General features: G+C 37.6%; 18 protein-coding genes. 6 read left to right on the top strand and 12 right to left on the bottom strand.

All coding sequences use genetic code 11. The features are described from left to right. Window positions 1-6 precede the first annotated feature (6 nt). Window positions 7-327 carry an MGMT family protein gene (locus tag BM179_RS05745; protein ID WP_092013546.1) on the bottom strand — a complete coding sequence of 107 codons (321 nt, stop codon included), beginning with the start codon at window positions 325-327 and terminating at the stop codon, window positions 7-9. A 67-nt stretch (window positions 328-394) separates the two neighbouring features. Continuing rightward, window positions 395-961: a DUF3109 family protein gene (locus BM179_RS05740; RefSeq protein ID WP_092013543.1), complete on the bottom strand. Its 567-nt coding sequence runs from the start codon at window positions 959-961 to the stop codon at window positions 395-397. 338 nt (window positions 962-1,299) lie between these two features. Between BM179_RS05740 and BM179_RS05735 the strand changes: the two genes are divergently transcribed. Then, window positions 1,300-3,543 (top strand): LysM peptidoglycan-binding domain-containing protein, encoded by a 2,244-nt coding sequence (locus BM179_RS05735; protein ID WP_177219310.1) that lies wholly within the window; start codon window positions 1,300-1,302, stop codon window positions 3,541-3,543. Window positions 3,544-3,570: 27 nt separating this feature from the next. Here BM179_RS05735 and BM179_RS05730 read toward each other — a convergent pair whose 3' ends face one another. Continuing rightward, window positions 3,571-4,218 carry an O-methyltransferase gene (locus BM179_RS05730; protein ID WP_092013537.1) on the bottom strand — a complete coding sequence of 216 codons (648 nt, stop codon included), beginning with the start codon at window positions 4,216-4,218 and terminating at the stop codon, window positions 3,571-3,573. Window positions 4,219-4,263: 45 nt separating this feature from the next. Beyond that, window positions 4,264-5,034: a class I SAM-dependent methyltransferase gene (locus BM179_RS05725; RefSeq protein ID WP_092013534.1), complete on the bottom strand. Its 771-nt coding sequence runs from the start codon at window positions 5,032-5,034 to the stop codon at window positions 4,264-4,266. Window positions 5,035-5,357: 323 nt separating this feature from the next. Here BM179_RS05725 and BM179_RS05720 point away from each other — a divergent pair, with 323 nt between their 5' ends. The 3 genes from BM179_RS05720 to BM179_RS05710 all read left to right on the top strand — a co-directional run bounded on the left by BM179_RS05720 (window position 5,358) and on the right by BM179_RS05710 (window position 8,590). Beyond that, window positions 5,358-6,626, top strand: a complete 1,269-nt coding sequence (locus BM179_RS05720; protein ID WP_177219309.1) for a GWxTD domain-containing protein — start codon at window positions 5,358-5,360, stop codon at window positions 6,624-6,626. Window positions 6,627-6,854: 228 nt separating this feature from the next. After that, window positions 6,855-7,658 carry a 23S rRNA (guanosine(2251)-2'-O)-methyltransferase RlmB gene (rlmB, locus tag BM179_RS05715; protein ID WP_092013528.1) on the top strand — a complete coding sequence of 268 codons (804 nt, stop codon included), beginning with the start codon at window positions 6,855-6,857 and terminating at the stop codon, window positions 7,656-7,658. A 257-nt stretch (window positions 7,659-7,915) separates the two neighbouring features. Continuing rightward, complete coding sequence (locus tag BM179_RS05710; protein ID WP_092013525.1) at window positions 7,916-8,590, top strand: TapB family protein; 675 nt, start codon at window positions 7,916-7,918, stop codon at window positions 8,588-8,590. Window positions 8,591-8,905: 315 nt separating this feature from the next. Here the strand turns inward: BM179_RS05710 and BM179_RS05700 are convergent, their stop codons facing one another. From BM179_RS05700 to BM179_RS25680, 3 genes are all read right to left on the bottom strand, one after another. Further along, window positions 8,906-9,658, bottom strand: a complete 753-nt coding sequence (locus BM179_RS05700; protein WP_092013519.1) for an SDR family NAD(P)-dependent oxidoreductase — start codon at window positions 9,656-9,658, stop codon at window positions 8,906-8,908. Window positions 9,659-9,831: 173 nt separating this feature from the next. Next, window positions 9,832-10,605 (bottom strand): NIPSNAP family protein, encoded by a 774-nt coding sequence (locus BM179_RS05695; protein WP_218159167.1) that lies wholly within the window; start codon window positions 10,603-10,605, stop codon window positions 9,832-9,834. Between the two features lie 109 nt (window positions 10,606-10,714). Beyond that, the gene (locus BM179_RS25680) at window positions 10,715-14,944 is read right to left on the bottom strand and encodes an OmpA family protein (RefSeq protein WP_092013516.1); all 4,230 of its coding nucleotides are present in this window, start codon (window positions 14,942-14,944) and stop codon (window positions 10,715-10,717) included. Window positions 14,945-15,096: 152 nt separating this feature from the next. On the opposite strand from BM179_RS25680, the gene pth reads away from it, so the two are divergent. Together pth and BM179_RS05680 are read left to right on the top strand one after the other, a co-directional pair. Beyond that, window positions 15,097-15,657, top strand: coding sequence for an aminoacyl-tRNA hydrolase (gene pth / locus BM179_RS05685; RefSeq protein ID WP_092013514.1), 561 nt, complete (start codon window positions 15,097-15,099; stop codon window positions 15,655-15,657). Between the two features lie 251 nt (window positions 15,658-15,908). Further along, entirely contained in the window at window positions 15,909-16,391 is a 483-nt protein-coding gene (locus BM179_RS05680) for a hypothetical protein (protein ID WP_143095158.1), read from the top strand. Window positions 16,392-17,210: 819 nt separating this feature from the next. Here the strand turns inward: BM179_RS05680 and BM179_RS05675 are convergent. The 5 genes from BM179_RS05675 to BM179_RS05655 form a co-directional block, all read right to left on the bottom strand. Next, window positions 17,211-17,606 carry a hypothetical protein gene (locus BM179_RS05675; protein WP_143095157.1) on the bottom strand — a complete coding sequence of 132 codons (396 nt, stop codon included), beginning with the start codon at window positions 17,604-17,606 and terminating at the stop codon, window positions 17,211-17,213. A 430-nt stretch (window positions 17,607-18,036) separates the two neighbouring features. Then, a complete protein-coding gene (gene metG, locus BM179_RS05670; protein WP_092013505.1) occupies window positions 18,037-20,070 on the bottom strand; it encodes a methionine--tRNA ligase in 2,034 nt (677 codons plus the stop codon). 215 nt (window positions 20,071-20,285) lie between these two features. Continuing rightward, on the bottom strand, window positions 20,286-21,308 hold the full coding sequence (locus BM179_RS05665; protein ID WP_092013502.1) for a sensor histidine kinase: 1,023 nt from the start codon (window positions 21,306-21,308) through the stop codon (window positions 20,286-20,288). Between the two features lie 219 nt (window positions 21,309-21,527). Next, window positions 21,528-21,959 (bottom strand): response regulator, encoded by a 432-nt coding sequence (locus BM179_RS05660; protein ID WP_092013499.1) that lies wholly within the window; start codon window positions 21,957-21,959, stop codon window positions 21,528-21,530. A 172-nt stretch (window positions 21,960-22,131) separates the two neighbouring features. Beyond that, window positions 22,132-26,013 (bottom strand): PAS domain S-box protein, encoded by a 3,882-nt coding sequence (locus tag BM179_RS05655; protein WP_092013496.1) that lies wholly within the window; start codon window positions 26,011-26,013, stop codon window positions 22,132-22,134. Window positions 26,014-26,060 lie beyond the last annotated feature (47 nt).

Below are 26,060 nucleotides of genomic sequence, written 5' to 3'. Positions count from 1 at the left end.
TTTATTTTATAACAACTCTTTGGAAGGCGACCAGAAAACCTGGTCAAAACCCCGGATTTTATCATTTTCAACTTTTATTCCTTCTGCTTCCAGCAATTCCTGCATTCTGTTTCCTCCAAAGAAAGCTTTTCCGCTCAGCATCCCGTTTCTGTTTACTACCCGATGAGCCGGAACCTCTGCATCACCATGACAGGCATTCATCGCCCAACCCACAAATCTTGCCCCGTTCTTCGTTCCAAGATATTCAGCAATAGCACCATATGAAGTTACTCTCCCATACGGAATTAGCTTGACTACCTCATAAACATGTTGAAATTTATTCTCCATTATCAATGTATTCAAAACAGGCCCCTATGTATGGGTTGCATTCTATGTGCACTATATGCCTATGTAATTACTTATTTTCCGATATCTCCCTCTCCAGCTCTTCATACCATTTTTCGCCATATTTACGAATAAGTGGTTCCCTGAGGAATTTATACAATTCCACACCTAATTGTTCACCATGAGAACAGGCATCAGAACAAATATGCCAGCGATCGTAATTTAATGCTTCGTAATGGTCGTACTTCGTAATTCTGATAGGATATAAATGACAGGAAATAGGTTTTCTGAAATCAATTTTTTTATCGAAATAAGCCTGTTCAATGCCGCATTTCAATATATTTTTCTCATCATAAATCGCAAACGCGCACTCTCTCCCTTTAATCACCGGTGTTGAATAATCCCCCTCCCAGTCTTTTACATAAACGCCTTCTTCCTCAATGGCTTTGATTCCTTCGGCAGAAAGATATGGTTTCACCTTTTCATAAATTTCTTCCATGACTGGCAATTCAGCATCTTCCAAAGGTGCTCCCAGATCACCTTCAACACAGCAGGCCCCCTTACATTTTGAGATATCACAAACAAAAAACTTGTCAGCGATATCATCACTTATTACGGTATCTTCAATTAAAATCATGGTCCTCTTGAGTCAAATTTTTTAAAATTATTGCAAATTTAGTATAATAATGTCTTAAAAAATCCAGTTCACTACTTATTACCTGCTACAAAATAATTATAAATGCAGCATATACTTTAGTTTTTACAGCACTTTAATTGTTGACCGGCATTTGTTTAATGAAAGATTAATTGTATTTTTAGTTCAGCCAAAATCTAACAAAAGGAAGGTATTATTTCATCAAAATGGTGTGTAATTTTAAAAGACTCCTTGTTATGTTTACTAAAATCCTCTATTTTCAGGCTTTATATACAATAAAATCCATTTACCCCAAAAGTAGTCACCCTAATTCCTTGCTAATGAGAAAGCGTTTTTCGCTGTCGTATATATTTATGCTGTTTTTCCCCTTTGCCCTTGTCAAAGCTCAGGAACTCCCCCGCAGTATTATAGTCGGATCTGTCAATGTCAGAATTGATGGAAGTGCCAAATCTATTATCCAGAATGAAATTGACAATTTGAACAATAACCGGAAATACCTTGATGCGGTTTTATCCAAAATGGTTCTGTATTTTCCGGTGATTGAAAGAATCCTGGCCGAAGAAGGAATTCCTGATGATTTCAAATATTTATGCGTACAGGAAAGTGCTTTGAATCCGGAAGCTATTTCAACCTCAAATGCTTATGGTTTCTGGCAATTTAAAAGGGAAACTGCTCAGGAAGTCGGTTTAAGAGTTGACGGTGTTGTGGATGAAAGAAAACACATTGTTGCTGCTACACGTGGAGCAGCGGTCTATCTGTCAAGAAATAACCTGATTTTAAGAAACTGGGTCGCAACTCTTCTCTCCTATCGCCTGGGTTTAGGGGCTGTCCGCAGAAATAATTCCCTCGACTGGGCTGCCAAAAATGACATTTCTGTCAATTCTTCAACAGATTGGTATGTTTTAAGATTTCTGGCTTACAAGCATTTTCTGGAAAGAGAATATAAATCTTTCAAAGATTCAAGTGGTAGTTACCTTTTTGAATACCCGAATAGCCGGGGAAAAAACCTTTCGGATATTTCCAGAGAATTAAATGTAGATTTAGTGGAGATCCGTAAGAATAATTCATGGCTGCAATCCACCAGCGTACCTGACGACAAAGACTATATTGTTTACTTTCCGGTTAATTCTGATCAGATTAAAAAACTGAAAGACCGCTCTTCTCAGCAAAACACTATTGAAAGCCAGGAAGTTGTTAAAAATGATTTAGGCTTCCCGGTACTCAATCTGGTTTCTCAAAGTTCTAAAAAAGGTGATGCGGTTTTGTATGAAATCAATGGTAAAAAGGGGATTCTTGCCTTCGCAGGTGATACACCTGAGACAATTGCCGATCGTGGAGGAATCAATAAGAAAAAATTCCTGAAATATAATGACCTGGATGAAAATGACAGAATAATTCCAAATGAGATTTATTATTTAAGAAAGAAAGATAAAAAAGCCGTTGTAGCCTTCCATACTGTTCAGGGAAATGAAACACTCTGGAAAATATCCCAGATGTATGGCGTTCAGTTAGAGGAATTGCTATCTAAAAACAGATTGCAAACCATTCAGCGACTTCAAAAAGGAAGATTGATCTGGTTAGTCGATACCAGACCAAATAATCAGCCTGTAGAATTTGTTAATACCAATGATGCTCCACCCTCTGCTCCTACCATTCTGACGAGAGAGATTTATTCCAGAGATGAAAAATCAGAATTCTATTCCCGTCCTGAACAAAGCGATTTACCTGCTAAAAATACCGATAACCCGTCAAAACCAAATGTAACTACTACCGTCATTGATAACACGGAAAAAGTGGTTATCGAACCGGTTCAGAAACCTGCAGCAGAACCAGTAATACCTAAAACTACAATTGTTGAGACTCCTCCTAAAACCGAGGAGCCTAAAGTTTCAGCACCAGTTGTTACCGTAGTAGAGCCTGCTGAGGAATCAGCATCCACTCCTAAAAGTTCAGGCAATGAAATCAGAAAAATAATCAACCATACGGTTCAGATTAAACAGACCTTTTTCAGTATTGCTAAAATGTACGGAATGAGTCTGGATGAATTGTATCGGATTAATAAAACACAGCCCGGAACACCTCTCAGATCGGGTCAGGTAATTTTGGTCAGCCAGAGTGTGGGAATTAATTCTGATAACAATATTGCTGCCTTTCCCAAACAAGGTCTTACAGAAGAAAATTCAGGCAGAGAGATCGTAACCAAAACCGAAAATCCGGTTGTTAACAAATATATTTCCGGTAATAACAACTCCTCAACTCATGTGGTACAGGCCGGAGAAACACTTTTCAGGGTTTCTAAGATTTACGGCGTTTCGGTTGACAAGCTGATGCAGTGGAATGGCCTGAATAATTATACTATTGAAATCGGACAGGAATTAATTGTAAAGAATCAGAACGATTCAGGTACGAAAGACATTAAAACCAAATACCATATTCTGAAAACCGGCGAGACTGTGTTCAGGGTTTCTCAATTATATGGTGTATCGGTGGAAGATGTAGTAAAATGGAACAATATCAGGAATTATAATGTATTGGCCGGACAAAAATTAATAATCAGACGATAGTTTATCGCCTGATTATTAAACAATATGTTACAGCTTTCTGGAAATCAGTAAACCATCTCTGATGGGTAAAAGTACATTTTCTGTTCTTGAATCTTCATGGCACATTTTATTAAAATCAAGAATGGCCTGCGTATCCTTATCAACCTTTTTTCCTTCTTCAATCTGAGTAACTTTTCCACTCCAGAGTACATTGTCTGAAATAATGTACCCTCCGGTTCTTACTTTATCAAAAACCAGGTGATAATAATTGTGGTAATTCAGTTTATCAGCATCAATAAATACAATGTCAAATACTTCCTCTAAATCAGGAATGATTTCAATTGCATTTCCAATACGATAATCGATTTTTGAATCTAAACCGGAGTCAGCAAAGAAAGACCTTGTAAAAGCTTCCAGTTCCTCATTAATATCAAGGGTAATCAGTTTACCATCCTCTGCCAGTCCTTCCGCCAGACACAGAGCTGAATATCCTGTATAAGTTCCAATCTCCAAAATCCGCCCGGGCCGAATCATATGGGAAAACATCGACAAAGTTCGTCCCTGAATATGCCCTGAGAGCATTCTGGGCTGCATAATTTTCGAATGCGTTTCCCGGTTCAAACGGGCTAAAACCTCACTTTCAGAAGTTGTATGTTCCTCTGCATAAAGGCTAATGTCTTTTGGTAGAAAGTCCATGGATTTCAGGTTTTACAACGTATTAAAAAAGTGTATCAGAACGCTTTATTTGGTAGCAATGTAGAAAAAGTCCAGACATTCCTCTGCATCGTCATTGAGGAAATAATCCTGATAGGTAATTCCTGTAACCAGTTTATTATCTGTTTTTTGCAGCATATTTCGGCTCAATCTGTTGGCAATATCATAAGGAATCTGAAGCATCCATCTCGGCAATCTGTACTGGAGATTAAAAATGTCAAAACGGGTTATTCTTTGAACAGATTTCTTATTTTCCTCATAATAGGCCATTACCTTTTCATTTCCGTGAACACCCTTTGTCTGGATTGCTGAGAAATGTTTCAGAATCAGCCCTTTTAATTCTCCGGCAAGGTATTCTCTTACATGCCAGGGATTACGGCTTAAAGAATATTTACGATTGACCGTAGTCAGAATCAATTTTCCACCTGGTTTTAAAACCCTGTGTGCTTCTTTGATAAATTCGTTGTCATCCTCAATATGTTCAATCACCTGAAAGGTAACAATAAAATCAAAGCTGTTATCTTCCAGGCCTTTTAACGGAGGCAGAAACATATCGATGAATTTAAAATCAGGATATTCCTGCGTTAATTTTGTCATCAACGGCTCGTTTTTGTCAACTCCAGTATAGTTTGTAACTGAATTTCCTAAAACAGCTACCCCGCGGCCTGTTCCGCAACCGATTTCCAAAAGATTTCCGGAAACCATTCTTGCAGCTTCTACATAAGGGAACAGCAGGCGCTGGTGAACCGGGTTATCGGAGATGATTTCCGATGAGGCAATTTCAGTAGTTTTGTACATTTCTTAATAAGTATTTCAGACAAAGAAAGCCTAAAGACTTTTATTTCTCCAAATTTTACAGAATTATTACCAAAATTACCGCTTTTGATTGACATGAAAAAAATACTATGTGATTTGATTCGTTATCCATTTAAACTTTCTTAAACTTTGTATCTTTAGCAAAGTTTCCTTTTCAGGCAAAATACAGCAAAATTCTGCTGAATGAGAATGAGGGGAACAGGAAATGGATTCATGAGAAACCAATGTATAATTATTACCATCATGAATTCACAAAACTTATTCAAACTATATTTAAGTCTGAACACTTAAAATCAGGTTCTATTATGAAACGATTGTTATACTTCTTTGTATCTGCCTGCTTACTGAGCAGTTGTATGGTTTCCAACACTCCCGGTAAATATGGCACAGGCAAGCAAAATAACACTTCGGCTACCAGTAAGTCTCCTTCACAGCAATTAATCTGCAAAAGCAGGTTTCTCAATAACGGCAATTCGGTAAGGGTTTATTTAAGTATTGATACCGACAAACAGACAAACGTTACGCAGTTTATCAAAGATTTGTCTATCTCGTTCTCGCTTTATCCTGATTATACTTCCCGTCAGGTTATTTCAAGTACCGCCCTGATGCTGACTCCGGAAAATGTCACTTTAGATGGAAACTGGTTTACGGTCTCTTTCGATTTACCAAAACCTAAAGATATGCTGACAGCTATGGGGATTTCGGAAATCAGAGACAATTCTACCGGAAATAAATTTGCAAACGATATTTTTCTACGTTTTCAATCTGGCAAAGTAGGTGATTATTATATGTTTTTCGATAAATCCGGTCAGAAACCACTTGCCAGAAATTACTTTTATGCACAGGATACGATTCAGCTGAAGAGCCTGGCAGATAATGGTCAGAAATTCCAGGTTTACCGTTATAAATATGAATTTGATCCGGCCATGTCACCAATGGCAACAGCTCCGCGACAGGTTTCAAAACAGTTATTTGTTGATTCTTCTTTTACAGTAACCAGCGGTACACCGATTATCCTGAAACAGGAGGCACTTTATTATTTTACCAGAGATACCACAGAGTCTTACGGAATCGGAATAATTGCCGTGGATAACCGCTATCCAAAAATTACAAGACCGGAAAAACTTGTAAAACCTTTGGTATATATGAGTACCAATACAGAAGCAACGGACCTTTATAATACCAAAGAGGCCAAGAAATCGATGGATAATTACTGGCTGAACCTTATGAACGGGAATCAGGGAGCTGCCAAAAGAACCATAAAGAATTTCTACCAGAGAGTTGAGAAAGCGAATCGTCTTTTTACTACCTATAAAGAAGGCTGGAAAACTGATAAAGGTATGGTTTGGATAATTATGGGAGATCCTACAAAAATCACAAGAACCAAAGATCGTGAAGTATGGTCTTACACCAGAAACGGGCAGTTTTCAGAAATCAATTTCACCTTCAATAAGAGAGCTAATCAGTTTGTAGAAGATCATTATGAATTGCAGCGGTATGCAGAATATCAGTCAATCTGGTTTCCGGTAGTTGAACAATGGAGAAACGGTGATTTATTATCCAAACAGAATTAATTGAATATCAATATTTTTCACAAAGATGAAAAGGGTGGTGAAAAGATTAATTTCACCACCCTTTTTTGCATATAAACGTCAGATTCCGGGCTTGTTTTTGTTTCCTGCCGAAATCTTTCCGACCTTTGTGTTTTCAATCCCTGTCGCCAAAAAATCAGTAATATCTCAATTGAAATCCTGATTGCCGAATCTGGCTTTTACCGGGGCTTGCATTGATCAATACAATATATGGAAAACAAAGACAACTTTAATAGCCGTCCGGACGGCAAAAAACAATTCAGGCATTTTACTACTCCCAAGGCAGACAATAAAGATCTGGTTTTCGGGATTCAGCCTGTTCTTGAATCTTTGAGAGCCGGAAAGGAAATTGAAAAGATATTAGTCCAGAGAGAACTGGGAAGCATTGAAATTCTGGAATTTGCCAGAATGAGAGGTGTTCCGGTTCAGAAAGTTCCTTCTGAGAAATTAGACAGAATTACCAGAAAAAACCATCAGGGCGTCATTGCGTTTGTTTCAGCTATCAATTACGTAAAACTTGAAAATGTTGTGGCAGATGTGTATGAGCAGGGAAAAACACCATTTATTCTGATTTTGGACAGAGTTACCGATGTAAGAAATTTTGGTGCCATTGCACGTACTGCAGAATGTGCGGGAGTACAGGCAATCGTTGTCCCGACGCGTGGTGCTGCCCAGATTAATGCGGATGCGATGAAGACTTCTTCCGGCGCACTGAATTTCCTTCCTGTTTGCAGAGAAAATAGTCTGTCTGAAACGGTAAAGTATCTTCAGGATTCTGGTATTCAGGTGGTTGCCTGTTCGGAAAAAGTAGAAAAAACGATTTACGATGTAGATTTTACCATTCCTACCGCCATTATTATGGGCTCGGAAGAGGACGGTATCTCTGATGATTTAATGCGAAGAGCAGATCAGCTGGCAAATATTCCAATGGCAGGAAGAGTTGGTTCTCTGAACGTTTCTGTAGCAAACGGGGTCATTCTGTATGAAGCTATCCGTCAGAGATCACTGGTGTAAATTCTTTTAATTACTGACAGTCCAAAAGAACTATCCACGGGTAGTTCTTTTTTGTTTCCCTCCTTCAGAATATTGAGAAAATTATTATTTTTTCGTAACTTCTTCCGTCTTTACCACTTACTAAAAAACGCTTTTATCCGTTTCTTTCTATTTACCTTCTATTTAAATTTGAAGCGTCTCTGTTTTTAACTTTTCTTCAGAAAAATATCTAAAGAATACTGGTTCTCAATATCTTATATTCTAAATAATTAACTACAATGAAAAAGTCTTTACTTATTGCTCTTGTACTCTCAGTATCGGCAACGGCTCACAGTTTTGCACAAAACTGCGGATTTGCTTTGCTGACAAACAATACCGAGATGGAAATGACCAATTATGATAAAAAAGGAGAGCCTATCGGGAAGATCTCGTACAAAGTGATTTCTTCCACCGGAAACGAATCGAAAGTAAGTACCAGAATAACGGATAAAAAAGGGAAGGAAACTCTTGCCGGAGAAGGTACTTATAAATGTTCAGGGGGTGTGTTTTCTATGAGTATGAAAACAATGTTACCTCAGGAGCAAATGTCCGGCATGAAAGATATGGAAATTAAAAGTGCCGATACTTATCTTAATTATCCTTCTGATCTGAGTGTAGGTGCAACACTTCCCGAAAATGAGTTCACAGCGGAAGCTTATTCCGGAGGGATGAAAATCATGACTATTCTGCTAAAAATTACCGACAGAAAAGTGACCGGAAAAGAATCAGTCACTACTCCTGCCGGAACTTTTGACTGTTATAAAATTACGAGTACGGAGTCGTTAAAAACCATTTTTAATATGACATTTACTGTCAATGAATGGTTTTGTCCCAATGTAGGGGTAATTAAAAGTGAATCTTTCAAAGGAGAAAAGCCAATGGGTTCTTCACTTGTAACGAAGCTTTCTAAATGATTTTGACAGATTTGCCGTTATTTGTCTCGTCAAAAACCCCTCATTCCATTAAAGCCCGGAGTTCTCAGCTCCGGGCTTTTTTACTTTGTATGTCCACATTGCAACCACATAGGCATAAAGGAAACATAGAAACATTGTAACCACATAGACATATAGGGCACATAGGGGTTTTAGTTCCTCATATTGCAACCACATAGGCATAAAGGGAATATAGAAACATTGTAACCACATAGGCATATAGAGCACATAGAGGTTTTACTTCCTCATATTGTAATCACATAGGCATATAGGGCACATAGAAAAAAAAGGTTGTGTCTATTCTTTCTTCAAAAGCATTGCTGATGCCTGGGCGGTTGGGAATAAGGTAATATCAGCCATTACCACATGAGCGGGTCTGGTGACGGCGAAGGCAATAATTTCTGCTACATCCTGAGGACTCAATGGAGTAAAACCTTTATAAACTGCTTCAGCACGGCTTTCATCTCCTTTAAACCTTACCAGTGAGAATTCAGTTTCTACTGCTCCGGGTGCTACATTTGTTACTTTGATACCATAAGGGTTCAGATCAAGTCTCATTCCCTCTGAGATAGCTTCAACGGCCGCTTTAGAAGCACAATAGACATTTCCATTCGGATAAGTCTGCTTTCCGGCAATCGAACTGAGGTTTATAATATGACCTTTCTTTCTCGCAATCATAAAAGGCATTATCGCTTTGGAAACATATAACAGACCTTTTACATTACCATCGATCATTGCATCCCAATCCTCCAGATGCCCATCCTGAATCGGTCCCAGTCCATGTGCATTTCCGGCATTATTCAATAAAATATCAATATTCCGTAAATCTTCCGGAAGGGTAGCAATTGCTTTTTCAACTTCTTCTTTATTTCTTACATCGAAAGTCAGGATATTCACATTTACCTTTTCTGAAAGCTGCTGCTGAATTTCATAAAGACGCTCGATTCTTCTTCCACAAAGAATCAGGTTAATTCCCAAATCGGCAAATGCTTCTGCCGTTGCTAAACCTATTCCTGAAGTTGCGCCTGTAATAAAAGCTAATTTTGACATATTTTCTAAGTTTTTGTATCAACCCTCTTCTCAATTTCAAGAGGTTCTGAATTTGATAAACGCAAAAAAGAATCTTTTACAATTCATATAAAACTAAACTTGCGGAGATCTGAACATTCTGCCTGAAGCATAAACATTCAAATTTCCGCAAGTTAGTCACTAAGGTTCAATTTTTATTTCAAAGGAGAAAAATCAGCTGGAATCATATACTCAGATTTTACTGAAACGGTCAGAGAACCTCCAGCTTTTTCTTCTGAGGCTTTTCTGACTGCCTGCCACTGAGGATCTGCACCAAACTCTTTAAAGGATTGTAAACCTGCCTCCTTACTTTTATGAGTCAGAAAATAAATCAGGGTATCATCTGCTCCCTGGTCTTTATCGGTTGGTGTCCAGTAAATAATGTTGGTCATTCCATGATTTTCAAACAATTTACAGGTATGATCTCTGAAACGCTCCAACAAATTAGGAAGGTGGTTAAGCGTAGTTTTATACGTGCGCAGTTCAAAAACCCTGTCTCCCGATGATTTCAGGTTATTGGCTGAAAAATCGGTAGTTTTTAAAAAGGTTGCCTCAACTTTAGCAACAATTTCACCATTTACGGCACTTGCCTTCATGACTTCAATCCAACCTTTATCCGCCATAAAATCCTTCCATGACTTTTCTCTGGCTTCCCTGTCAGGATATGAAAGTACATACACCAGTTTATTCTCTTTATTGTCAATCGGTATCCAGAACCCTTCAAGTTTCATTTTATGCTTTTTGAAATACTTTAGGGTATGATTTCTGAAGCGGGACATTAAATCTTCGAATTTCCCTTCGCTTGCATAATAAGTCCGAAGTTCAAAAAGCCTTGAATTAGGATCTTTGCTGTGAGCCTGCGTCTGAAATTGAAGCATGCAAACAAGAATTATGGCTAAAGCACTGATAATCTGACTCTTTATTTTCATAGTTGCGCGTTTTTTATTGTTTTCAGGTAATAACCTTCAATTTGGGAAATCTCTTGAAATTATCTACCCTGAATTCAAAGGATATGCTTGGTTTTTACGCTTTCAGCTCCTACTCTATTCCGGTAATTTCAACCCTGCGGTTTTTCTTCTTGTTATCTTCTGTATCATTCGGAGCTACCGGATTGGCTCCTCCGTATCCTTTATAAAATAATCTGCTGTCATCAATTCCCTTACTTACCAGATAGTTCAGAATAACTTTTGCCCTGTTTTCTGAAAGTGCAACGTTTAATCTGGGATCTCCCACATTATCGGTATGACCTGAAATCTGAATCTTTACTCCCGGATTGGCTTTCAGCATATTAGTTACTTTTTCCAGCTGAGGATATGATTCTGTTTGCAGAATAAAACTTCCCTGTAAGAAATATACATTATCCAGAACAATTGATTTACCTTTTTCAATTTTATCAAAAGAACTTTTACTTTCGGGTAATTCAACTTTAGGAGATTCTGTTGCGGAAGAAAGCACAGGCGTCTGAGCTACAATTGCAGCCTTTTTCTTTTCCAGAAAAATATCTTTTTTACCCGTAAGTTTAGCAGGCTCTATCCGCTCAACGGCAGAGGCATAACCTTCCGCATCAACCTCAATCTTATAATTTGCAGAAGCTACCAATTGTGCTGCATAAGATTCTCCATTTTGAGAAAAAGCTATAAGTTGTCCTGATTTGAGATCCGAAATTTTCACATTGCTATTCAATACAGCCTTTTTTGTCTGATTATCAAGTACTCTGAAAGTGAAAGGTTCTGTTTCTCTGGAAAGTGCAATTACAGAAACTGCTTCTTTGCCGGTGGTTGAACTATCTGCTTTTATTTTTCCTTCAAAACTCTTGTATCCTTTTGATGAAGCCCTGATTGTGTAGCTCATTCCATGTTGCAGAACTGTCTTTAAATCTGTTTTAAGCGCATCTGTATTCCCTTTTGCAATAGTCTCTCCTGAAGGAGCAATAACGCTTACAAGGGCAGGAATCCGATTCTGGATCTGGGCATCAATAACATAAAATGACAAAGCCGATTTCTGGATTGTTTTCAACAGAATCGTTTTAACGGTATCCTCAGAACCTACAAGATATTTTTCTTCATAGTCTATAAAACCCTGAGCTTTGGCTTTAATAAGGTATTCTTTACCAGGTTTTACATTAAAGCCTGTAATCCCGGCAGGAACTTTAACAGAAGAACCTGCCAAAATACTATTCGGCATTTCAAGTACTGAATAAACCACATCCTTTACCGGTTTTTTAGTGGCTTCATCAACTGCTTTCAAACCCAATACGGAAGCTTCTTTTACCAAAACAATTAATTTACTTACAATTTTACCAAGCTGAGGATAATCAAAATTCTCAACTTTAACAGGATATCCCTTTACTGAAACTTCTATTTTATAGTTTTCAATCTGGGTCAGAGGTACTTTTACATCCATCGTGCCTTCGTTAGTCTTGCTATTGATGGTCTTCTGACTCTTTTGGTGCGTAAGCTTGAAAGTCCCTGCTAATTTTTTCCCGCTAACCGCATCTTTCAATTCAAGAATAACTGCCGATTCTCCTGTTTTCGGTTTTAAGCCGAAAGTCATTTGATTCTGGCTCAGTTTTGATAAATTTTCCTGAAAAGGCTCAAAACCATCCGCCGTAATTTCAAGTGAATATTTCACATCCTGGTTCAATCCTACACTGGCAATACCTTCTTTCATTTCCGGTAATGCTTTCAGGCTTTGGTTGGTTGACAAATCCGTAATTTTATACTGAGCTTCTTTTAAAGGTGCTTTAGTCAGAATATTTATTGCCTTAATTTCTAAGACAAAAGGAGCTTTTTCCAACCTTACTTCATAATCATATTTCTTGTTGGGATTAAAATCTGACATGTTATAAGTGCTGATCTTCGACTTATACCCTGTTGAAGAAGTTTCAATCGTAAATACTTCCAATGCCGTAATCTTCACCTCGTAATCCGAAACTTTCTCAGCTGTAAATATCTTGTTAGACTTTTCCAGTTTTATATGCATATCAGCTTTTACCGGTTTTCCGGTCTGGGCATCAATTACGTTAAAGGTAACGGACAAGTTTTTCTGACGGGACAGATATACTTTCAAAATACCATTTTCAGGAATCTGATCTATTTTCTGAGTTTTGGAAGCATACTCCGGTGATTCAAGAGCGAGTTCATATTGTCCCTTACGTTTAATATTTGCTATAAAACCATCTGCCTCTGCTCTGTTGGTTACCGGAATCTGACTTTCATCACTCAGGTCTTTTAATTTTACCAGGGCTGATTTGATCACTTTCTGGCTACCTTCTTCTAACACTAAAATGGTAAGACTGAATTTTTCGGGGATCATTTTAACAGAATATTCTCTTCTTTCTCCCAATGAAAAGTTGCCTACACCAAAAGTCTGAATTGTCGGCTGATAGCCCTTAGCATTCAATTCTACTTTCAGGCTGTCACTTTTATAAAGACTTACGCCAAATTGTGAATTTGTGGCAGTAGTCGTCCCTTTAAATTCTTTTCCGGTTTTTGAGGAAGTTACCTTAAAGCTTGCTCCGATAACCTCTGAAGTTTTAGCATCTATGGCCGTAAAAAGAAACACAGCTCCCTGTTTCGGTGCCAATAACAGCTGAAACATCTCAAGATTAGGTGTTTTACGAATAATCTGCTCATTGGACAGCATGAGATCCGCTGAAATCTCAACTTTATATTGCCTGTCATTCTGGAGATTAGTTTCAACTAATAATCCACCTTTGGGAGCCTCAAGCTCAAATGACTGATTTGAAGCGATGTCGGTGATTTTAACCTTAATGTCTTTCAGCGCTTCATTTTTAATTTCACTATTATAAGCCCTTATTTTAAAATTGTAGGAAGAAGGCTGTAAACGAATTGTTCTTACCGGATCCAGTCCTTTTACTTCATCCACCTGCAAAGCTATACTCTCGGATTTATATCCTTTAAGTGAAGCATTAACTGCATATTTTTGCTTTAACCTGAATGTTCCGCTACTTTGTAAAGTCTGTGCATCATTTCTGAACACTGTTTTTTGCCCTGTTTTGGTATCAGAGGTTTCAAAAACCGCAGGGATTTTCAAATTAGTCTGGGCATCTACCGCTTCAAAAGCAAGGTGATAATCAACAGCCTCCGGCTCTTTCTCTGCCAAAGGTCTTAATCTCAACGGAATTTCAAGTCCTTCGCATGATTTCAGAATAGTCAGATCCACTACCCTTTTTTTGCGATGATATCCCGGTTCACTGATGTCAAAAATATATTTTTTATTGGGTTTACCGACAAAAGTATATTGTCCTTCTGCGCCGCTGCTTTCAATCTCAGCACTTAATCTGTCAGGCTGGTCTGCGTCATATATTTTAATTTTAGCACTCAGACTTTTTCCGGTTGTAGAATCCGTAACCCATCCCTGTACAACAAGTGTTACATTAAAAGGAACAGCAGAAGTATAAATATCTCCATCCTGCACAAAATACATTACATCTCCGCAAGCCGGAACAGAAGCATACTGATCCAATCCTCTGGTATTGGCGAATTTCAGGTTTTCAGGATTACTCCAGCTTCCATTTGCCTGCAATTCAGTCTTGTAAAGGTCAAAATCACCAAGTCCTTCTTTTCTGATTGATGAAAAAATTAATGTTTTTCCATCAGGCATAATTCTCGGGGCTTTTTCACATTCGATATTGACAGGTGCTGGTAATTCAACAGGAGTTCCCCAGTTGCCGTTACTCCCCTTTTCCGAAACCATTATTTTATAACACATCTGCTGCAGGTCTTTCTTCATTTCTCCTAACAGCTTTCCTCTGGCGAAATATAATTTCTTTCCATCCGGAGAAACAGAAGGATAGCCTTCATAATCAGCAGAGTTAATCGGAGCACCAATGCTTCTGGGAGCTGACCAGCCGTTTTTTTCTCTTACTGAAAAGTAAATATCTTCCTTTCCTTCTGAATCCTTATTACTGGCAGAGAAAAACAGATAATTTCCATCATAACTGAGGCAAGGGCCACCCAAAGGGGCTTTTTCAAAAAATGTATTGCTGATTTTGGGTATGGCAACCGGAACAGACCAAAGATTTCCGTTTCTTTTCGACTCAAATAATTTCCAGTCTCCCTGACGGTCAGATTCAAAAATGAGGGTTTTCCCGTCTGCACTCACAGAAGGGGCAAATTCGATAAACTTTGAAGTATTAACAGGAGGAGGTAGTTTTCTCTTTTCCTGAGAAAAAACGGAAGAGGTTCCCAAACCTAAAAGGGCAACCACAATTATAAAACGATTTAAAAGGATTCGGGGCATCATAAAAGGAATAGTCACACACAAAATTAGTAATTTGCGTCTGTTTTTGTTTATACTCTCCGATCAATTGGAAAGTCACTAAATTAAAATTTTCAAAACGCTAAAGTCTAATAACGAAACTTTAGTCTATTCGTAGCCATAATCACACTTTTTTTATGAAATACTTAATCGCCTGTCTTGGAAACATCGGTCCTGAATACCTTTTAACCCGCCACAATGTTGGCTTTTTGGTAGCAGACCGGCTTGCCGGTACCTATGAGACTAAATTTTCAATGGAAAGACTCGCCTATCATGCGGAAATAAAACACAAAGGGCGACAAATTCATCTCATTAAGCCCACTACTTATATGAATTTAAGCGGGAAGGCAGTCAATTACTGGATGAAAGATCTGAAGATTGAAACGGAAAACATTCTGATTGTAACTGATGATATTGCATTACCTTACGGAAAGCTGCGTTTAAAGCCCAAAGGCTCTCATGGCGGCCATAACGGCTTAAGAAATATTGAAGAAGTACTTGGTGGTAACAGTTATGCAAGATTAAGGTTTGGCGTAGGAGATGAATTTGCAAAAGGAAGGCAGGTAGAATATGTTTTAGGAAACTTTGAAGGAGCTGAATATGAGCAACTTCCTGAGTATTTAGACCGTGCGGGTGAGATGATCCTGAGTTTTTGTACTCAGGGGATACAGCCAACGATGAATAAATTCAATCAATAATTGTACTTTTTAAAGAATATTTGCATTTTTTGAAAAAATTAAAAATAAAAATATTCATAAACTTATCAGGAATAAATGAAAATTATATTTCGAAATATTTTCATAATATTAGACTTTCTTTCATTTTTATCTGGCAATTTGAAATTTTCATAGAATATTATTCTGTATTGTGAAAAATCAAGATTTGGAAATCACGGAAATGTACTATAATTTTGTAGTGTCAATAAGATAAAACAAAATTGTAAAAAAACATGAAGCGGCAAATTTTAAAAGTAGCGATTCTAATGGTATTAGCAGCTACTACAGCGGTACAAGTAAAAGCAGGAGTAAGAAATGAAGAAGGAACAGTTGCAGGTGCAAACAAAGTTCAGTCCTCTAAATTAATAGCAAAAGAAGGCATTAATAATTTTGTAGGATTTATGAGTGAAAATGCTCATAAGTTTACCAAAAAAGCAGAATGGAATGATGTTCTGACAGTCCTTAATTCTTACAATCAGAACTCTCCTTCATTGATGAAACTTTCTGATGAGCAGAAAAATAAATTCAACGAAGGTGTAGCTAAATTGCAGGAAAAATTAGCGAAAGTTAAAGGAGAAGAAGCAAGTGCATGGAACGAGAAGTTAAGCTTTACAGCCAAGACTATCAACTTCTTATGGAACTTTACTCCATCCACAAATGTTACTGAAGAGAGTGTAGAGAGAATAGAGGTGAGTACAGAGATCTCTTCTTTGTAATCAAAAAGTCTGTAAGGATTCTATCTGAATCAGACTTATGAATTTAGAGAAGGTGCAGTTATTTTTTCATAGTTAAATAGGTTTAGAGGTAAGACGGAAAGGACACCATCAATGGTGGTGTCTTTTTTAAAATTAAGATATTTAAAGTTTTTGTTAAATTTTCGTAATAAATAACGGCTTTGGCTATTGCACAATATTAATTTTTGTTGCAAATTTGTATTAGCTAAAACGATGTATATACAGACATTGCAGAATCGAGGAAAATCGTTTTAGATAATGATTCAGTCGAGACAAGATTGCAAAATCTTTTTTCATAGTTAAATAGGTTTAGAGGTAAGACGGAAAAGACATTGTTTATAACGATGTCTTTTTTTTATGTCCTTTTTTCAAGAAATACATGTATATACATTGTTTTCGAAACTCATCACCGAATAAATACCCTTATCAAATGCTTATAAAAAAATTTGTACTAAACTCAGATTTTTTCAAAAAAAGCAGTATATTTGTATCAATTTTCATAGTTAAATAGGTTTAGAGGTTAAACAGATAAGGGCGGGAGGTTCTCCTGTCCTTATTTCATTTTTGAGCATTTGTACTGCATTTTATTCCGCAAAGTTTACTAAAATACTCTGCAAGCATACTTTCATAGTAGAATCTTCTGCCTCAGCACTTTATCTCAAAATTTCAAATCTGTAGTTCCGGATATCATATTTCTTATTTTCCGGGGATTTTAACCATTTCTGATACCTGCATTTATCGCGTATTGCCCGGACAAAAAAAGCCCGCCTTTCAGCGAGCTTTCTTCCGGAATTTCCTGCTTTATTCAGCCTTGTCAGTATTCAAAGCCAGACTGTCTGCATTCTTCTGTATTTCTCCTTTTTTCGACTTCACATAAGCCAGCTTATAGTTTCTTGAAGAATTAAGCGGATTATTGTGTTCTTTATCGATTGCCTCCGATTCTGCTACCAAAAGTTTTGGTCTGGGTGCATATTTCGGATGATGATAATTTGCATCAACCAGCTGTCCTTCCAAACCTTTGAAGGTTGTTACCTCCACAGAGGTTCCTTCAGTCTTGGCTTTCTGAGCAGCCTTTGCTTTATTTGGATGTTTATAATTATTGACCGAAAAACCCGGATCATTTTTTGGCACTTCCTGTGCGAACAGTGAGCTTACAGAAGCTCCTATTAAAACGGCTATACTAAGAACCTTTTTCATACCCATAACTTTTTAGTATTTTGATTGAATAAGTATATATACTCAATATAACACCTATTTCAGAAAAGTATTTCATATGAAAAATGTTTAAAAAGAAAGCTAATCCATTGAATTTCGAACCTGTTTTATGGCATTAAGGGGAAAGAATATGAGAGAAGGAAAATTCTGACAGCCATATTTCAGGGTTTTACAAACTATCCTGAAAGACCTGTTGTCTTTTTACCCTGATTTCCTGATATGGCTTTTTTCAGAAAATATTACATTTTTGCTTTTATTAACTTATGATAACTCATAAGCTGTTCAAAACAGGAAACATGCCTCTCCGTAAACAAAAACTGACTGATCCTGCTTTTCCAACAGACGAACTATTGCAAAAGCAGGATCAGTCAATTCATATAAAGGCTTAAACAAGCCGTTTTTCGCGAAATTATCAGGCAACCGGGGCTCCGTTCCAGACAGCCTTACCGGGCTGCACAAAAGCCAGCGAACCGTCCTTATCTTCAGCCATCAATATCATTCCCTGAGATTCCATTCCCATCATTTTTCTCGGAGCAAGATTTGCCAGGAAAGTTACCTGTTTTCCTATGATAGCCTCCGGTTCAAAATGCTCAGCAATACCACTCAGGATTGTTCTCTGTTCCAGGCCATCATCAATTTTCAATTTAAGCAGCTTTTTACTCTTAGGCATTTTTTCTGCCTCAATGATTGTTCCGATACGAATATCCATTTTGGCAAAATCATCATACTGAATCTCTTCTTTCAGCACCGGAACGGTCTTGCCAGCCAGCTCATTTGTTTTCTTGGCATCTTCCAGCTTCTGTATCTGTGCCTGAATAGTTGCATCTTCAATTTTTTCAAATAACAGTCCCATTTCAGCCAGTTCATGTCCTTCTGCTATTAAATCCGCTCTTCCGGCATCTTTCCATGAGAATTTTTCAAGGTTAAGGCCTTTCAGTAAACGCTCAGAAGTAAATGGCATAAATGGCTCGCAAAGGATTGACAGATTGGCTGTAATCTGCAAACCGATATTGAGAATAGTTGCCGTACGTTCTCTATCCTGTTTAATTACTTTCCAGGGCTCGGTATCTGCCAAATACTTATTACCAAGGCGTGCAACATCCATCATAAGTGCCAATGCTTCACGCAATCGGTAATTTTCAACAGACTCAGCAATTTTAGCAGGCATTTCAGCCAGAGTGGCCAGAGTCTGTCGATCAAAATCGGTTAATTCACCCTGTTTCGGTACTTTTGAATCAAAATTCTTTTGGGTAAGTACCACAGCACGGTTTACAAAATTGCCTAAAATCCCTACCAATTCAGAGTTATTTCTGGTCTGGAAATCACCCCATGTAAAATCAGAATCCTTATTTTCAGGCGCTGAAGCCGCTAAGGCATATCTTAAAACATCCTGTTTTCCCTCAAATTCTCGAAGGTATTCATGTAACCAGACCGCCCAGTTTCTCGAAGTAGAAATTTTATCTCCCTCAAGGTTCATAAATTCATTGGCAGGAACATTATCCGCCACAATGAACCGGCCATCTGCCATACACATCGCCGGGAAAATCAGACAATGGAAAACAATATTGTCTTTACCGATAAAGTTCACCAAACGGGTTTCTTCGTCTTTCCAATATTTTTCCCAGTCTTCGGTCAATTCCTTGGTCATGGAAATATAACCGATCGGTGCATCAAACCATACATAGAGAACTTTTCCTTCTGTATCAGGCAATGGCACTTTAATACCCCAGTCCAGGTCACGGGTCATGGCACGTGGTTTCAGTCCGTCATTCAACCATGATTTTACCTGGCCTAATACATTCGTTTTCCATTCCGGATGGCTTTCTACGTATTTTTCAAGCATTGGCTGCATTTTATCCAAAGGCAGGTACCAGTTTTTAGTTGGCCTCATTACAGGCTGCACACCACTCAACGCAGATCTCGGGTTAATTAACTCAGTCGGAGACAAAGTAGAACCGCATCTTTCGCATTGATCGCCATATGCATTTTCATTACCGCATTTCGGGCAGGTTCCTATGATATAGCGGTCAGCCAAAAATGTCTGAGCTTTTTCATCGTAGTATTGCTCAGTAGTTTCCTCAATAAACTGTCCTTTTTCGTACAGGTTCCTGAAAACATCCTGAGACATTTCGTGGTGAACTGTATTTGAAGTTCTTGAGTATATATCAAAGGAAATTCCAAACTCTTCAAAAGACTCTTTGATGATTTTGTAATATTTATCAACAACCTCCTGTGGAGTTATACCTTCTTTTTTTGCTTTAATGGTAATGGGCACACCGTGCTCATCAGTTCCTGAAATAAATTTCACATCCTGGCCGCTTGCTCTCAGGTAACGAACGTAGATATCGGCAGGAAGATAACATCCGGCAATATGGCCGATATGAATAGGACCGTTGGCATAGATTAAGGCAGCGGTAACGGTAGTTCTTTTAAATTGTTTGCTCATAAAATTATGATTATTTGGGCAGTAGCACCTGACAAAATCTCTTTCTGATTTTCAATAACGCAAAAGTACAAAATTGGCGTGGCCTTGCTAAATTTTATTTTTAGCTTTTTAAGAAGAGTCAGATTTTCTGATAAAGGAGATTTTCTGAAGAATTCTTCAGAGGTCGGGAGAAATTTCAGTGTGTTTCGCTGTATTGTTACTACAATTATTATTGACTAAATGATTGGTATTTTTAAAGAGGCTACCACGTGGTCTTCATCTTCTTCGATATGCAGGGAAGCTTTTCCGGAATATCGTAATTGAAGCCTTTTCCGGAGATTTTTCAGACTCAGTCCGGTATCAGAAAAGTTTTTATCAAGTTTTCCGGTATTTCTGACCGTGATAGTCAGCATTTGCTGATGCATGCGGGTATGGATATAAATCTCGCCTCCGTTACGCTGCCTGCTGATTCCATGTTTGATAGCATTATCCACCAGCAAATGCAGGGACATAGACGGAATCTTAAAGTTTAAAGTTTTATTTTCCAACTGGAAATGATACTGGAGCCTTTTATCAAAACGTATTGTTTCCAGTTCCAGATACTGCTGCATCATGGATAGTTCATCTATCAGATTTACAGTATGGGATTCACTGAGTGTTAATGACCTTCTGAGGATATCTGAAAGTTGTATGATCGACTTCTGGGCCAGCGGCGGGTCGGTACGGACCAATGCTTTGATACAATTGAGGGAATTGAACAGAAAATGGGGATTCAGCTGACTCTTCAGATTTTCCAGTTCGGCATTCTGAATAAGATTTTCTGATTCAACTATTACTTTCTGTTCCTGGTGAAATTGATGAATATACTGGTTGTAGTAATAGAGTATAAACCAGGGTGCGTATCCGAGAAAACTGACTAAGGCAAGTTTCAGGTAATGAAAAGAATCTTTCGGAAATGTCAGACCGGCTGTACAACCGAGAATAAGACTGTTGAAGGTAAGAGAAAGCAATATGCCTCCCAGAATACCAATAAAACCGTAGCTTAGAAATGTCTTTATCTGAGTCGTTTCAAATATGTTTTTATTAAAGAACGACTTAAAAATATGTGTAAAAGAAATGCCCAGAAAAGTGTTAAAAAAAATACATATTGCAAAATTGAAAACTGACGCATCCCTCTCCCCGACAATCACAGCCAGGCACAAACTAAAGCAAAACCACCACAAAAACTGAGAAGTCCAGTACAACTGATTTTTATTCATTTCGAAATTCTTAAATACTACTTTAAAACCACAAGACCCTGATTACCTTCCATAGTCCTGAAGCTGAATCAGCTTTCATTTCCAGGCAGATGATTTGTTCATAACACATACGTTAAAATAGATAATGTAGGACAATGTTCATAAAACTTAATGTACCAAATCAGCCATTAGTTTTTCAAAATCTGGTTAAGAAGATGCTTAATTATAAAAATCAGTAAATTATTCCGGAAAATATTGGCTTATGCTGGAATTCTTTTTCAATTCAGTCAACACTCTCATGGTAAGAGGTTTACTGATAAATTCCACAACAATATCATATTTGCTGGCCCTCGAAAAATCATTGGGATCTATTGTAGAAGAGAGAATAGCGACTCTGGTTTTCGGAAAATCTTTTGCAAATTTTTTCAGGTATTCATCCAAAAAATCCCAGCCATTCAGAACGGGCATATTCAAATCAAGAAAGATGAGGGGTGGCGCTTCGCTTTCTTCGCCTTTTTTCTTTCTTTTCAAACAATCTGAGAAGTAATCCAAAGCCTCTTTGCCATTCCTGGAAGAATGCACCTCTTTCGCAAAATCAAATTTCTTTATAGCCAACTCACATAATGTGATGGTAATATTATCATCCTCTACAAGTAAAACCTTCTCAATCATAATTCCTATTTATTTCAAAAATAGTATGTGGCTCAGCAGTATTTTTCAATACTTTTTCACAAAATAAAAAAGCAAATCAACGTTTCGCTTTTTTTACTACAAAAATTACGCCTAACTAGGCGTATTATATCTTTTTTTAGCAAAGAAAGTTGAAAAAAAGAATTTTGCCTAATTAATGTCTCTTTGATTTTAAGAACTTTTTAAAGGAAATGATAAAAGTAGTCCCGACTCCAACTTCACTTTCCACAGCGATATGTCCCCCTAAAGCATTCACCTGCGAATGTACAATATACAGTCCAAGTCCTTTACTGTCAGGCAGATCATGAAAACGCTGATACAATCCAAAAATCCGGTCTTTATACCTTTCCATATCCATACCAATACCATTGTCACTAAAATAGAGCTTTATAAAATCTCTTTCGTTAGTGGTTTTGATTTTTAATGCTAAATTTCTGTCGGGAGAACGATATTTTATCGAATTGGTAAGTAAATTCAGGATGATACTTTCCAGATAGGCTCTGTTAAACTCAACCACCGGTGCTTCAGAAAAATCGATCTGCAAACTGGCATTTGCCTGTTTCATCATGAACGAAACAGATGCCAGTGCTTTCTGAAATTCATTTTCAAAACCGATAAATCCTTTAACAATGTTGACTTTATCTTTAATGATTAAAACGCTCAGCAAATCATTTATTGTCTCATTCAGCTGAAATGTAGATTCTTTAAATTTCTCAAACAATAAGGCATTGGTCGAATTTTCGAGTGAATCTGTATCAATCAGATCAACAATCCCCATCAGATTCGACAAAGGAGAACGAAGGTTATGAGAGGTAATAAACGAAAATTGCTTAAGGTCGGTATTATTCTGTGTAAGCTCCTTAATAAGCAATTCCTTCTCTGCCTCGTTTTTCTTGCGGGCAGTAATATCCCGCTGAATATAAATCAAATGCGTAAGAATCCCGGTATTATCCGAAATGGGAACGAAGGTAAAATCTGACCATAATTCTTCCCCGTTCTTTTTATGCCCAAGTACTTCTATCTCATAATTTTTGCGATTCTGAAGAGTTTCGATCAAGGTATTCAATTCATTCTGATCGGAATGGATTCCGCCCAAAATTAACGGTGATTTGCCAATTACATCTTCCGGCAGGTATCCTGTAATTTCAGTAAATGCTTCGTTTACATATAAAATTTCAGGTTCCTGAGAAAGGAAAAGGCTTGCATCTGTAATCATGACTGCATCGTTTGAATTTGTTATAACAAATTCCCAGAGACGCAGCTGCTCTTCTTCTTTTTTCTGCCTGGTAATATCTCTCCCGGAGGCGAAGAATATATTTTCATAAACAGTTGGTGTACAAGACCAGGAGAACCATTTTATATCCCCGTTACCGGTAATAAAGCGGTTTTCAAAATAGCTGATTAATTTCCCCTGAGTCAGTTCATCCATTTTTTCCATCGTTTTGGTAACATCATTGGGATGGACAAAATTGATAAAATGCTGACTGGTTATTTGTTCTTCCGTATAACCCAGCACTTCCACAAAAGCATTATTGATTCTTCTGAAAACACCATCAAAAGTAGCCAGACCTAATAAATCGTTGCTTTGTTTAAAGAAAAGATTCAATACCCTCTCTGTATTTTTCTTTTCTATCTCTGCAGCTAGCTGCATGCAGATATTTTCGATAAAATTGATCGTGGAAGGATCTTTTTTAAGTATTTTTCTGGAGAAAAAGGCAATTCTTGAAATAGGTTTACCCTGATAACGGATTGGTACTGAAAAAGCAGAATAAAGGCCTAATTTAGCAGTAATATCTCCTCTCTGAAACAATGGATCTTTGTTGATATCTTCAACCCAGTAGGCTTGTTCCTGTTTTTCCTTCGTATCAAAAATGCTCTTATTGGTCTGTTGTTTTACTTTTGGCGCCCGATCAGCCATTTCCTGAAAACCAGGTTCTCCTTGCAGATAATCGCAGGCCGCCAGGGTAAAATACTCATTTGTATAATCCGAAATCCAGATTTCTCCATATTCCCAGCCTATGTATTCACGTGCACAAAGCAGCATGGCAGTAAGTCCGTCGATGAGATTTTCAGACATTCTTAACTTATCAATTGCGTTAAGGATAATCTCTCTTTCATTCTGAATCTTTACGATTTCCGTTACATCATTAACCTGTGTCTGCATGGCCTTTCTTCCATTAAAATCAATCAGGTAAGTTGTTACTTCCATCAATATTATCTTCCCGCTTTTATCCCTGTGCTTCATCACTTCTTTCCTTGCTCCCCCACTCTGATAATGCACATCCAGCACTTCAAGCAGCTTTGGTATTTCCTCCTCTGGCCTGATATCCAGAATTGTCATTGATAAAAATTCTTCACGACTGAATCCGTATTTATCAATTGCGGCAGCATTTACATCCAGAAAAGCACGGGTTTCCTGATCAAAAACCCACATGGGATAGGGATTATTGTAAAATATCTGCCGATAATTTTCTTCTGATTTTTTTTGTAATTCTTCCGCTTTTTTCCGGGTGGTAATGTCTCTGAAATTACCTACAATCGCCTGGATAAATGGTTCATGAGTTAAGTTATTAAACGTAACTTCAATCCATTTATATGACCCGTCAGGCATCCGATAGCGGCATTCTGTATGTCTGACTGCTTTTATCTGAGAAGCAACTTCCTTAATAACATTCTTTATCTCTTCAATATCGTCCGGATGAATCCATTCGATTCCTACTTTTGAAGTAGAATCCTGGTCTTTCTCATATCCGAGAATCTCTTTTCCGGTAGAACTGATATCATAAATCTGACCATCTTTGTTTACCAGAAAGATACCATCTGCACTTTTTTCAATGAGAGCTCTGTATCGCCTTTCATTATTGATAATAGTTTCTTCCGCCTCCTTCTGCCTGGTAATATCTGTTCCGATGGCAAAATACCGCAAAACTTTCCCTTTTTCATCAACAATCGGTTGCCCGAGCACTTTCATCCAAAAGTTCTGCCCATCCTTGGCTCTGGTAAGCAGCACACATTCAAAAGACAGGTCTTTTTCCACTTTTTCCAACAGATAGGAAATGGTTTCCTTATCAGTATCTTCGGAAAAGATCATTTCCTGCACAAAACTCCCGATTGACTCTTTTACTGTAAATTGTGAAAGTTTGGTAAATGCTTCATTCACCCATTGTATTTCTCCTTTTTTACTTGCTATAATTACAGCATTTACGGTTTCCTTGGCAATCAGAGACAATTTCTTCAACTCTTCTTCCGCCAGTTTTTTGGCCGTAATATTCTGCATGGCACCAATCATTCTGACCGGATTGTTTTCAGAATCAAAAAGTGTATAACCTCTGTCCAGTACATAGAGATAATTCCCGTTTATATCTCTGAAACGATATTCATCTTCCCAGGAATGGTTTGACAGATTCAGGATAGAAGTCTGCAATTTCTCAATTACTCTGACTTTGTCTTCAGGATGCAGGCATTCTTCCCAAAACTGAAAAGGAATAACGGTATTTGCATATTCATATCCGAAAATCTTATTAAAGCCCTTTCCTACCCATAATAAGTCATCCTGCGCAAAATTCCAGTCCCAGACTGCTTCATGAGTGGCTTCTACTACCAGATCATACCTGGCATTGCTTTCCCGGAGGTTTTCAAGATTCTTTTTCCGTTCGATACTGTATTGCATTGTTTTGGCAAGCAATTTGGCATCAAACTCTCCTTTTACTAAAAAGTCCTGTGCACCGTTTACTATCGCAGAAATGGCAATCGAAGAATCTTTCAATCCTGTCAGCACAATTATCGGAACCTTTTCTGTTATCGAATATAAATCCTTAAACGAGTCAAGTCCGGAGCTGTCTGCGAGAGACAAATCCAGAAAAATAAGATCAAAATCGTAGGAGTTTAATATATTTTTGGCCTCAGAAATCAAGGTTACATTTTTGATTTCCTGTATTGAAATGTTAGTTTCAAACAATAATTCCTCCAGAAGAAGCAAATCTCCGGGATTATCCTCAACTACCAGTATTTTAAGTTTTGTGTTAAAATCAATCATAATTCATTTCACTAAATAATCCATTTCAGAACATCACTTTCCCTTTT

The sequence above is a fragment of the Pseudarcicella hirudinis genome, assembly GCF_900115665.1.
Lineage (GTDB): Bacteria > Bacteroidota > Bacteroidia > Cytophagales > Spirosomataceae > Pseudarcicella > Pseudarcicella hirudinis.
This window is presented reverse-complemented; position numbering and strand designations above follow the sequence as displayed.